Source organism: Paracraurococcus ruber (genome assembly GCF_004353985.1).
Classification (GTDB): Bacteria; Pseudomonadota; Alphaproteobacteria; order Acetobacterales; family Acetobacteraceae; genus Paracraurococcus; species Paracraurococcus ruber.
This window is the reverse complement of sequence record NZ_SMOA01000196.1, coordinates 1-10,637: the sequence shown is the minus strand read 5'-3', so window position 1 is coordinate 10,637 and position 10,637 is coordinate 1. Positions and strand designations below refer to the sequence as shown.

Sequence of the window (10,637 nt, the reverse complement as noted above, 5' to 3'; positions counted from 1 at the left end):
CTGCGGTCATACCGACCGCGGTTCTCCGGCGTCCACATCCCGCCAAATCGCGCACCACCCGCCGCAACCCGCCAGTCACAACCGATTCAGATGACTCACCATGTTCCCGGATGGACACTTAGCGGCCCGTCCTCGGTGTTCCGGCTCCGGCCCGCTCAATGTGACTCCAGCCTCCATCGTCCAAGATGATCCCCCGCTAGGCCAATCCCGAACGGGCACTGGCATCTCGCGAGCTGCCGGTGCCTTCCTCGGCCTCTCCGAAGCACTCGATGAGCATTTCGGTGAGCACGCGGATTTTGCGCACCGGGTGCTGCCCCGGCGGGCGGACGACATAGATGCCGTGCACAGGAACGGGATAGCGCGGCATCACTTCCACCAGTGTGCCCGCCTCCAGGTGCTCCCGAATCAGGTTGACGGGCAGGACGGCAATGCCGATCCCGGCCAGGACGGCGGCAATGAGGGCAGCGCCGTTGTCCGCCTTGAACCGGCCCTGCGGCCTCATTCTGATGACTTGGTCACCGTCGAGCGCGAACCATGGTTCGGTGGCCTGCATCAGCGCCTCGTGGGTCGTGAGCTCGTCGGGCGTTTCAGGTGCCCCGTGTTCCGCAATGTAGGCTGGCGCTGCGACATACTTCGCGTGCAGAGGGCCGATCTTTCTGGCGATCAGGTTCGAATCATTCAGTTTGCCGACGCGGATCGCACAATCGAACCCTTCTGCGATCAGGTCGACATGCCGATCCGTGTAGCTCGCATGTATGTGGAGCTCTGGGTGGCGCCGCGCCATGTCAGCGAGGACATGTGCGAAATGTGTCGGTCCGAATGATAGCGGCGCTGCCACACGCAGTCGTCCGCGCAGGTCGCCGGCCGGGAGTATCGTCTCCCTGGCGATGTCGATCTCGGCGATCGCACGCGCGGCATGGTCCCGAAAGGTTGCCCCAGCCTCCGTGATCGAGGCACCGCGCGTGGTGCGCGCGAGAAGCTGCACGCCCAGCTCCCGCTCCAGTCCCACGAGCCGGCGGCTGACCATCGACTTGGATATGCCGAGCCTTCGCGCGGCGGGTGTGACACCTCCCGCGTCGGCGACCTCGACGAAAGCCCGCAGATCATCGATGTCCATCGAGCGTTCCTGATTGTGCGACACAGCGTCTCATGAGGCAGTGCTATCCCATCGGAGGGAGGACCGGCAAAGCTCTGCACGCGACGTCGCCTTGGTCGAAGGCTGACCCCGATCAAGCGACCGAATGGAGCAGGAAGAAACACTATGAAGTTCCGCAACGGAGTTGGATCCCTTCTTCGTCCCGAAGACTCGGTGCTCGCCCTCATCGATCATCAGCCCTACCAGCTCGCCAACGTGAACAGCCACGATCCGCAGGCGGTGGTGAACAACACGGTCGCGCTCGCGAAGATGGCCAAGGCGTTCGATGTCCCCACGATCCTGACCAGTGTGATCGCCGCCCGCGGGGGTCTTCTGTTCAAGCAGCTCACTGACCTCTTTCCCGGTCAGCGGGTCATCGATCGCACCTTCATCAATACCTGGGAGGATCAGTCGACCGTCGACGCGGTCAAGGCGACCGGCCGAAAGCAGCTGGTCATCGCCGGCCTCTGGACCGAGGTCTGCGTCGCGATGCCCGCGATCCACGCCGCTGGCGATGGCTGGGATGTCACGGTCGTCACCGACGCCTGCGGCGGCGCTTCGGTCGAAGCGCATGAGGTGGCGATCCAGCGCATGATTGCCGGAGGCGTGAACATGATGACCTGGATGGCTGTGGGCTCGGAATGGCAGCGGGATTGGGCGCGAGCCGAGACCGGTGCGCGCCTGCCGGACATTCTGATCGAGCACGCCGGCGGCGCCGGCATGGCGTATCTGTGGGAGCAGCAGTTGCTCAACACACCCGTCGGCAACGTCGGCTGAGGCAGGCCCAGGATTCAACCCGGCACGATGCGCCGCTGCACGGCGGCAGTGCGAACAGCGAGGACTGCAGGTTCATGAAGAGAGCTGCGAACAGGGCGGGGGACGTCGCCGGTGCCGCTTCAGGGCGGGGCGACATCGAAAGAGTGCTGCAGAGCTACGAGGCAGCGCTCAACGCCGCCGACACCGGCGCGGTGATGGCCGTATTCACGCCGGACGGTGTCTTCATGGCCCCGAACAGCCCATCCGTGGTTGGCGCAGACGCAATTCGGGCTGCCTACAAGGGCATCTTCCAGGCAATCACCTTTGAGACCGAACTGCAGGTCGAGGAGGTGGTGCAGGTCGCGCCGAACTGGGCGTTCGTTCGGACGAGCTCGGCCGGTTTCGTGACCGTGCACGCCATCAAGCAGCGGGTCCCTGACGCGAACCACGAGCTTTTCGTCCTCCACAAGGGCGATGGACATGGCTGGAAAATCGCCCGCTACTCATTCTCCTCGACGAATCCAGCACCTCGATAGTTGCGAGCTCGACACGAGCGGCTGGGCATCGTAACCGAGGCCGGATAAGCGCCCGGCCACGGGCGGAAGCGAACGAGCGTCCCCTGTGGTCCGGCTCACAGCCCGAGGAGGGGTGAGCCGGTCCCCGCGTCAGGACGGCTCGGCGCTGCCGCTGCCTGATGGGGCAGCGCGGCGACCGGGATTTGGCTGCGCTGCGCGGAGGCTTCAAACTCGAATGGAGCTGTAGCATTACGTTTGTCAGCTCCGGACTGACCAAGCGCAACACGGAGTCCAGTTTGGGTCGCCTGCGGCGGAAGCCCGCGAAGGTCTGCCACCAGACCTCGCAAACGATGTCCTGCCGACTTGAACAGGGGATTCGGCTACTCGGCGGCTGAAGCCAGGACCAAGTCGCCCCGGATGGCCTGCAGGAACGCGCCGAGCGCGCTCGACACATAGCCGTCGCGGCGGCGGACCAGCACCGTCGTGACCCGCGCCTCGGCTGCCGGCAGTGCGTGCAGGCCTATCCGCCCTTCGCGCCAGGCTCCCTCGACAACGCCGCGGCAGGAGGGTCACGCCCACCCCGGCCGCGACGCAGCCGACGATGCCGTCGAGGGTGCCGAACTCCAGCCGTCGCACGCCGGCGATGCCGCGCGCCGCCAGCGTCGCCTCCAGCCGCTGCCGGTAGGAACAGCCGGCCCGGAAGACCAAGACCTTGAGCTCACCCATCCCGGCCAGCGGCTCGAGACCGGGCAGGTCGGGCGCGGTGACCAGCACCAGCTCCTCCTCGAACGCGACCTGCTCCACCAGTTCGGGATGCGCCACTGGTCCGGCCACCAGCGCGGCGTCCAGCCGGTGCTCCAGCACCTCCTGCACCAGCGTCGCGGTGGGGCCGGTGCCGACAACCAGCTCCACCTCCGGGAAGGCCCGGGCATAGCGGGCGAGCAGCGGCGGCAGCCGCAGCGCCGCCGTCGTCTCCATGGCGCCGAGCCGTAGCGGGCCGCGCGGGATGCCGTCGTCGGCGACAACGCGACGCGCCTCGTCCACCAGCGCCCGGATGCGCCCGGCATAGGGCAGCAGGCGCTGCCCGGCGGCGGTCAGGACCACGCCGCGGCTGTGCCGCTCGAACAGGCGCGCGCCGAGCTCCCTCTCCAGCACCTGAAGGCGGGCCGTGACGTTGGACTGCACCGTGTTGAGCGCGCCCGCGGCCCGGGTGATGTCGCCATGCCGGGCGACGGCGGCGAAGGTCTCCAGGTCGAGCAGGTCCACGCAGCCTCCCATCGCTCCGGCAGATGGCTCGGATCATGACAAGTCGTTTCCGCCCATGTCGAGCCCCTGGCAGGCTGGCGACGCCATCCCGAGCCGCGGAGCCGCCATGTCCATCACGACCCGCCTGACCGAGTTGCTCGGCCTGCAGCACCCGATCCTGCTCGCGCCGATGGACCTGATCGCCGACGCGCGCCTCGCCGGCGCGGTCAGCCGGGCCGGCGGCCTCGGCCTCATCGGCGGCGGCTATGGCGATGCGGCGTGGCTGGCGCGCGAGCTGGACGCCGCGGGCCGCACCAGGGTCGGGGTCGGCTTCATCACCTGGAGCATGGCCCGCAAGCCCGGGCTGCTGGAGATGGTGCTGGAGCGCCGGCCGCCGGCGGTCATGCTCTCCTTCGGCGAGGTCCGGCCACATGCCGACCGGATCAGGCAGGCGGGCGCGAGGCTGATCTGCCAGGTGCAGACGCTTGAGCAGGCGCGGGAGGCGCTGGGGGCCGGGGCCGAGGTGCTGGTCGCGCAGGGGGCGGAGGCTGGCGGCCACGGCGTCTCCCGCGGCACCTTCGCCCTGGTCCCGGCGGTGGTGGACCTGGCGCGCGGCGCCGTGCCGGTGGTCGCGGCCGGCGGGGTCGCCGACGGGCGGGGGCTGGCCGCGGCGCTGATGCTCGGCGCCGACGGCGTGCTCGTGGGATCGCGCTTCTACGCCACGCAGGAGGCCGCCGGCGCCCAGGCCGCCAAGGAGCGCATGGTCGCGGCCAGCGGCGACCAGACCATCCGCAGCATCCTGTTCGACATCGCCCGCCGCAATGTCTGGCCGGTGCCCTATACCGGCCGCGTGCTGCGCAACGCTTTCTCCGAGCGCTGGCGCGGGCGGGAGGCGGAGCTGCTGCAGCACCAGGAGGCCGAGGCAGCCCGCTATGCCGCGGCGCGCGAGGCTGGCGACTTCGACACCGCCGGCGTGATCGCCGGCGAGGCGGTGGACCTGATCGGCGACATCCCGCCGGCGGCCGAGGTGGTGGAGCGGATCGCGCGCGAGGCCGAGGCGCTGATCGCCGGCGCCTCCAACCGCTACCGGGTGGAGCGGCCCTGATGCCTGGCCGGCAGGGCGGGGCGAGGACCGGCCCCCTCGGCCTCGCCCTGGGCGGCCTGCTGGCGCTGGCCTCGGCCATTGGCATCGGCCGCTTCGTCTACACGCCCATCCTGCCCACCATGGCCGAGGAGTTGGGGCTGACGAAGGGCGAGGCGGGCCTGGTCGCCTCGGCCAACCTGCTCGGCTATCTGATCGGCGCCCTGCTGGCCGCGACGCCGCGCCTGCCGGGATCGCGGCGGGCCTGGCTGCTCGGCGCGCTGGCGCTCGGCGCGGCGACCACCGGCGCGATGGGCTGGGCCACCTCCCTGCCCGCCTTTCTCGCGCTCCGCGGTATCGGCGGCGCGGCCAGCGCCTTCGTGCTCGTCTTCGCCTCGGCTCTGGTGCTCGACCGTCTCGCGCGGGCGGGCCGGAGCGGCCTGTCCGCGGTGCATTTCGCCGGCGTCGGCAGCGGCATCGCACTCTCGGCCCTGCTGGTCGCGGCGCTGCTGGCCACTGGGGCAGGGTGGCGTGGCCTCTGGCTCGCCGCCGGCGCAGCCTCCCTCGCGGCCGTGCCGCTGGTCGCCTGGCTGGTTCCCGCCGGGGAGGCGCCGCCGACCGCCGCCGCGCCACTGCGAGGTCTCACTCTGGCACCGGGCGGCGCCGCCCCCGCGCGGATGCGGCGCTGAGCACTGGCCTATGGCCTGTTCGGCTTCGGCTACATCGTGACCGCGACCTTCCTGATGGCCATCCAGCGGGCCAATCCGGAGGTCCGCCCGGTCGAGCCATTTGTCTGGGCGGTGGTCGGCATCGCGGCAACTCCTTCGGTCGCGGCCTGGACCTGGCTCGGGGCCCGGACCGGCATCGCCCGCGCTTTCGCGGCCGCCTGCCTGGTCGAGGCAGCCGGCGTGGCGGCGAGCGTGCTGTGGCCGACCGCGACGGGCGCGCTGCTCGCCGCGGCGCTGCTGGGTGGGACCTTCATGGGCATCACCGCCCTCGGTCTGGCGGGCGGACGGAGGCTGGCCGGAGGCGACCCCCGCCGGGCCTTCGCCCTGCTGACGGCCAGCTTCGGCGTCGGGCAGATCGCCGGGCCGGTGCTCGCCGGCGTCCTGCACGACCTGACGGGAAGTTTCGTCCTGGCCTCACTCCTGCTCACCGGCGCCCTGGTTGTCGCGGCGGCCTTGCCGCGGGGTTGCCGGTGCCGACGGCAGCGCCGTAGAGCCGTGCCGCCAGCGGGTGCTGCAGCGCGATAGGGAAGATGCATTCCCTTTCGGGATTGAGCAAAGCTGCCGCGTTTCTGTCACGGACTGTCGAACGGATGTTTGACGATTCCTGACGGCCTCTCAGCGCCGGCGGCACGTCCCAAACTGATCTTCTGGCGGAGTTTGATCATTGGCGCCGCGCCATGTCGCCCTTTATGCGACTGATCAGATTGTCTTTAAGGCTTTGCCGCATTCAATACAGACGTCGAAATTCCTTAATGTAACGCTACGGTGCCAGCCTTCTGCCCGATGCCCTTTCAGCAACCCGCGGCCGCATTCGCTCGCCGCGTTGCAACAGCTTTTCGAGGAGCGGCACTGCGCTTTCTCGATAGGGCTGCTTTCGCACCGGCATCTTTCATCCGGGCTTTGTGGTTCGGTATGCCCCGGGTAGTCTGCCAGTGAGCCTGCAGGAGCTGAATGGCCTCGATGGGGTAGAGGCCTGCGTCGTACATCCAGTGATGCGTCGGGCAAAGGCGCGCCAGGTTATCCGGCGCGTTGTTCGAGGCGTTGTGGTCAAGGTGAGCCACTTACAGACACGTTGCAGCCTGCAGGCCGCACACCGCGCAACAACGGTACGGACAGGCTTGATCAATCGTGCGCCTTGCTGCCGCTTGGTTACGAGTTGCAGTGGCAGGCGGCCGCGAGTTCGGCGTAACTTCGGGCGTTGGCTTCGTGCCATCTGATCGACGAGTGGTCGGCATGAGAGATCCGGTAGACATTGCTCACGGCGTTGTCGGGCACAAGCATTAATCGAAACTGCTTGACGATGCGCACAGCTGGTGTCTCTCGACCGATGTCTCGATGCCGGATGCTGCCAAGGCTCAGCGCCATCTCGGACGTATCCGATTGCGGCGGCTTTATGTATGATAATGTCCTTTATCGTATGCACTTGCTTGCTTCAGCACGGCCGGGCCGGGTAGGCTTGGGAGCAGGAGGCACCCCATGCCCGACACCGTCCCCGTGACCATCGAGGTCGAGCCCGACGACGCCGCCGCGCTCGCCGATCCGGCGACGCGCGCCCGGCTTGAACGCCTGGTCCGGCGCACGCTCCGGCCCACCGGCGGGGTGGACCGGCTCTTCGCGGCGATGGACGCCCTCTCGGACGAGGCCCGTCGCCGCGGCCTCACTGACGAGATCCTCGAGGCCGAACTCGCCGCCTACAACACCGAGCGCCGGGACCAGCCGCCCGGCGCGTGATCGTCTTCGACACCTCGACCCTAGTCGGCGCGGCTATCGGCCGCGGAAGCGTTCCCGATCAGGCGGTGCGGTACGCCTTTGCGGCGGACCGGGTCGCCATGTCGGAAGCGATGATGACGGAGGTGCTGGACGTGCTCGCGCGGCCACGCCTGGCACGCTTCCTCGATCCCGACCTGCGCGACGAGGTGCTCTCGCTCCTCGACGCCTTCGGCGTGTTCTTCGCGCCCGCCGAGCGCGTGACGGACTGCCGGAATGCGAAGGACAACAAGGTTCTGGAACTCGCTCTCGCCGCCGGTGCCGAGCTGATCATCAGCAGCGACGCCGATCTGCTCGTGCTGCACCCTTGGCGCGGCGTGCACATCCTGCGGCCCGCAGAGTATTTGGCCGAGGCAAAGGATCACAGGCCGTGAGCTGCGTCACCGTCACGCTCACGCTGCCCGACTGGCTCTTCGAGCGGCTCGACAGCCCGGACCAAGCCACGCTCGAGCACCTAGTGGTGGAAGCGCTGATGGCCGACTTCCCGCGGACCGGCCGGGACGAGGCCAGCCGCTGGCTCGGCCTCGGCGACTGACCTGACGTGATGGATACGTTCCTCCGGGCGCACCGCATCCCCGCTGGAGATACGAGAGGCGCGGATGGCGCATGACCTGATCCTTCCCGCCTCCCCTCCCCCTGCCTGCCCTTGTCGCTTCGGCCGGCGAGCAAGCTGGCCTGCGCTTCCTGGAGTTCTTCGCCGCCGCGATCCGCAACCCGAACACCCGACGCGCCTACAGCCAGGCGGTGACGGCCTTCCTCACTTGGTGCGAGGGCGAAGCCGGGATCCGGTCGCTGGCAGCGGTCCAGCCGTTGCAAGTCGCCACATGGATCGAGCTGCAGACGCGGACGCATTCGGCACCGACCGCTAAGCTGCGGCTGGCGGCGCTGCGACACCTGTTCGACTGGCTAGTGACCGGCCAGGTGATCCCGACCAATCCAGCCGGAGCGGTGCGTGGCCCTCGGCACAGCGCCCTCAAGGGCAAGACGCCGGTTCTCGACGCCGCCGAGGCCCGGCAACTGCTGGACAGCATCGACGTTACGACTCCGGCAGGGCTGCGTGACCGGGCGCTGGTCGGCCTGATGGTGTTCAGCTTCGCCCGCATCGGCGCGGCGCTCGGCATGCGGGTCGAGGACGTGTTCGTGCAGAACCGCCGGCTTTGGGTGCGGCTCAGGGAGAAGGGCAGCAAGCGGCACGAGATGCCCTGCCACCACACCCTAAAGGAGTACCTGCACGCCTACCTGGAAGGCACCGGCATCGCCGATGACCCCAAGGGTCCGCTGCTCCGCACTGTCGGCCGCGGCACCGGGCGGCTGACGCGCACGCCCCTTCCCCAGGCCAACGCTTATGCCATGATCCAACGCCGTGCCGTGGTGGCTGGGATCGGGACGAAGATCGGCAACCACACCTTCCGCGCCGCCGGCATCACGGCCTACCTGAAGAATGGCGGCACGCTCGAGAACGCCGCCGCCATGGCCAACCACGCGAGTACCCGTACCACCCAGCTCTACGACCGACGGCACGACGAGATCAGCCTCGACGAGGTCGAACGGATCAGGGTGTAGCCATTGCCGGCGCTACATCCGGTCCCGCTCCGCAGAAACCAAATAGGCGGGTGCGATACCTGCGACATCAGGCCAGCCACCGATGGCTGCATGCTGCCCGGACGAAGGCGCGGACCGCCGGCGAGTGCTGCCGTCCCGGCATGGTCGCCAAGGCGATGGTCCGCTCGACGCTCGGATCGGACAGGGCACGCTGGATCGTGCCGGGATGCGTGATCGCGTGCTCGGGCATGAAGGCGAAGCCGAGATCGGCGGCGACCATCGCCTGCACCCAGTCCTCGCGTTCCGACCGGTAACGCGCATAGAGCTGAACGCCCATGGCACCGCAGGCCGCGACGACACGCTCACGCATCTCACAGGCCAGCCGGTCGACATAGGGCTGGAGCGATAGGTCGCGCAGTGACAAGGCGGAGCGTTCCCGCAGCGGATGTCCGGGCGGCAGCAGCACCACGTAGCGTTCGACATAGAGCGGCTCGAGCCGGCATCCCTCCGCTGGCGCGTCGAGCGCATTGAGGATGGCGGCGTCCAGCTCGTCCGCTTCCAGCCAAGCGGCGAGCTCGGCGGGGCGCCCCTCGCGGATTGCCACCTCGGCATCGGCATGGGCGCGCTCGAATGACGCGAGGAAGCGCGCCAGCCGCACCGGGCCAAGTGTCGGCATGACGCCCACGCGCACCGGCGTCTGCTTCAGCAGTCTCAGAGTCTCGGCCGCGCTCCGCGCCGCCTCCGCCCGCTTCTGTACCTCGGAAAGGAGAGGCTCCATCCGTCGCCCGAGTTCGGTTAGCCGCAGGCCGTTGCGTTCCCGGTGAAACAGCGGACCGCCCAGATCAGCTTCCAGTTTCTTGAGCGCCGCGGTCAGCGCAGGCTGGGAGACGTGGCACTGCTCGGCAGCCCGCGTGAAGCTCAGTGCGCGGGCCGCGGCAATGAAGTAGCGGACCTGGTGCATCTCCATGGTGCCCACGGTGCGAAGCGTTAGCGGCGGCGTCAACCGAAAGATCGGTTATGGGCGCATAGGCAAAAGCTGTTTCCCCCGCGCGCTCCGGCCGGGCGAGGCTTGAGCCATCGAGGAAGAAGAAGGTGCTTTCATGACAGTCTATGCGGTGGAACGGAGCCTGCCAGGCATCACGACCGAGGCGCTGGCGAGCGCGCAGGCGGCCGCGATCGCTGCGGCCGCGCAGTCCAGCGCGGAGGGGGTGGCAGTGCGCTATCTCCGCTCCGTCTTCCTGCCCCACGACGACCGCTGCCTGTGCCTGTTCGAGGCCGGGAATTCGCAGGCCGTCCAGTGGGTGAACGACCGGGCGGGCCTGCCCTACTTGGCTGTGTCGGAAGCGCTGGATCTGCCGGCCCCGTCACCGGCGGTGCGGCCGGCTTGACGCCCACCCCGCCAAGGCACCGATCGAGGGAGGAACACATGGCATTACGCTTCACGAGCATGGTGGCCGCCGTCGTCGCGGCCAGCTTCGTCCTCCTCGCGCCACCGGTCGCAGCGCAGGCCCCACCGGGGGCGGCACGTCCGCAGACAACATCCGACAGCGGAGGCAGGACCATGTCGCAGTTCCTGGTGCACGTGCATACCGGCCCGAACGATCCCACCAAGGCGGCACTCGCCTTCCTGGTGGCGGCGACCGCGCTCAAGAACGGGCACAAGGTGGACCTGTTCCTGGCCGGCGACGGTGTGGCGCTGCTGACACGTGAGGCGCTCGCCTCGGTCGAGGGGGTCGGCACCGGCCGCCTCATGAGACCTGTGCGCGGGTGGACGGCGGGCCTCGATTTCTGGCTGTTTGAGGCACTGAACGCTGCCGGGAACTGCAGAATGCCGATTTTGCGGCGTGCCGGACGTGAGCCGGACAGAC

13 protein-coding genes and 1 pseudogene are annotated in these 10,637 nt (G+C 68.9%); 10 read left to right on the top strand and 4 right to left on the bottom strand.

Annotation, left to right across the window (positions count from 1 at the left end; genetic code table 11):
* Positions 1-196: 196 nt before the first annotated feature.
* Positions 197-1,117: a LysR family transcriptional regulator gene (locus E2C05_RS23700; protein ID WP_133222116.1), complete on the bottom strand. Its 921-nt coding sequence runs from the start codon at positions 1,115-1,117 to the stop codon at positions 197-199.
* Positions 1,118-1,261: 144 nt separating this feature from the next.
* On the opposite strand from E2C05_RS23700, the gene E2C05_RS23695 reads away from it, so the two are divergent.
* Positions 1,262-1,912 (top strand): hydrolase, encoded by a 651-nt coding sequence (locus E2C05_RS23695; RefSeq protein ID WP_133222115.1) that lies wholly within the window; start codon positions 1,262-1,264, stop codon positions 1,910-1,912.
* 74 nt (positions 1,913-1,986) lie between these two features.
* Positions 1,987-2,427, top strand: a complete 441-nt coding sequence (locus E2C05_RS23690; protein WP_133222114.1) for a YybH family protein — start codon at positions 1,987-1,989, stop codon at positions 2,425-2,427.
* Positions 2,428-2,664: 237 nt separating this feature from the next.
* Here E2C05_RS23690 and E2C05_RS23685 read toward each other — a convergent pair whose 3' ends face one another.
* Complete coding sequence (locus E2C05_RS23685) at positions 2,665-3,672, bottom strand: LysR family transcriptional regulator (RefSeq protein WP_240046868.1); 1,008 nt, start codon at positions 3,670-3,672, stop codon at positions 2,665-2,667.
* 106 nt (positions 3,673-3,778) lie between these two features.
* On the opposite strand from E2C05_RS23685, the gene E2C05_RS23680 reads away from it, so the two are divergent.
* Positions 3,779-4,756, top strand: a complete 978-nt coding sequence (locus E2C05_RS23680; protein WP_133222113.1) for an NAD(P)H-dependent flavin oxidoreductase — start codon at positions 3,779-3,781, stop codon at positions 4,754-4,756.
* Positions 4,756-5,985 (top strand): annotated as a pseudogene (locus E2C05_RS34785) (YbfB/YjiJ family MFS transporter). The gene E2C05_RS23680 and the pseudogene E2C05_RS34785 overlap by 1 nt, the downstream one beginning before the upstream one ends.
* A gap of 624 nt (positions 5,986-6,609) precedes the next feature.
* Here the strand turns inward: E2C05_RS34785 and E2C05_RS23670 are convergent.
* Positions 6,610-6,825 (bottom strand): hypothetical protein, encoded by a 216-nt coding sequence (locus E2C05_RS23670; RefSeq protein ID WP_133222112.1) that lies wholly within the window; start codon positions 6,823-6,825, stop codon positions 6,610-6,612.
* Between the two features lie 111 nt (positions 6,826-6,936).
* On the opposite strand from E2C05_RS23670, the gene E2C05_RS23665 reads away from it, so the two are divergent.
* From E2C05_RS23665 to E2C05_RS23655, 4 genes are all read left to right on the top strand, one after another.
* On the top strand, positions 6,937-7,191 hold the full coding sequence (locus E2C05_RS23665) for a hypothetical protein (RefSeq protein WP_133222111.1): 255 nt from the start codon (positions 6,937-6,939) through the stop codon (positions 7,189-7,191).
* Entirely contained in the window at positions 7,188-7,601 is a 414-nt protein-coding gene (locus E2C05_RS23660) for a putative toxin-antitoxin system toxin component, PIN family (protein WP_133222110.1), read from the top strand. The genes E2C05_RS23665 and E2C05_RS23660 overlap by 4 nt, the downstream gene beginning before the upstream one ends.
* On the top strand, positions 7,598-7,762 hold the full coding sequence (locus E2C05_RS33325) for a hypothetical protein (protein ID WP_158292329.1): 165 nt from the start codon (positions 7,598-7,600) through the stop codon (positions 7,760-7,762). The genes E2C05_RS23660 and E2C05_RS33325 overlap by 4 nt, the downstream gene beginning before the upstream one ends.
* 101 nt (positions 7,763-7,863) lie before the next feature.
* Positions 7,864-8,790, top strand: a complete 927-nt coding sequence (locus tag E2C05_RS23655; protein ID WP_205083014.1) for a tyrosine-type recombinase/integrase — start codon at positions 7,864-7,866, stop codon at positions 8,788-8,790.
* 67 nt (positions 8,791-8,857) lie between these two features.
* On the opposite strand, the gene E2C05_RS23650 is transcribed toward E2C05_RS23655, so the two are convergent.
* A complete protein-coding gene (locus tag E2C05_RS23650) occupies positions 8,858-9,736 on the bottom strand; it encodes a LysR family transcriptional regulator (protein ID WP_205082999.1) in 879 nt (292 codons plus the stop codon).
* Between the two features lie 133 nt (positions 9,737-9,869).
* On the opposite strand from E2C05_RS23650, the gene E2C05_RS23645 reads away from it, so the two are divergent.
* Both E2C05_RS23645 and E2C05_RS23640 read left to right on the top strand, forming a co-directional pair.
* Positions 9,870-10,157, top strand: coding sequence for a nickel-binding protein (locus tag E2C05_RS23645; RefSeq protein ID WP_133222107.1), 288 nt, complete (start codon positions 9,870-9,872; stop codon positions 10,155-10,157).
* A gap of 38 nt (positions 10,158-10,195) precedes the next feature.
* A partial coding sequence (locus E2C05_RS23640; RefSeq protein WP_192912512.1) for a DsrE family protein occupies positions 10,196-10,637 on the top strand: 442 nt, incomplete at its 3' end.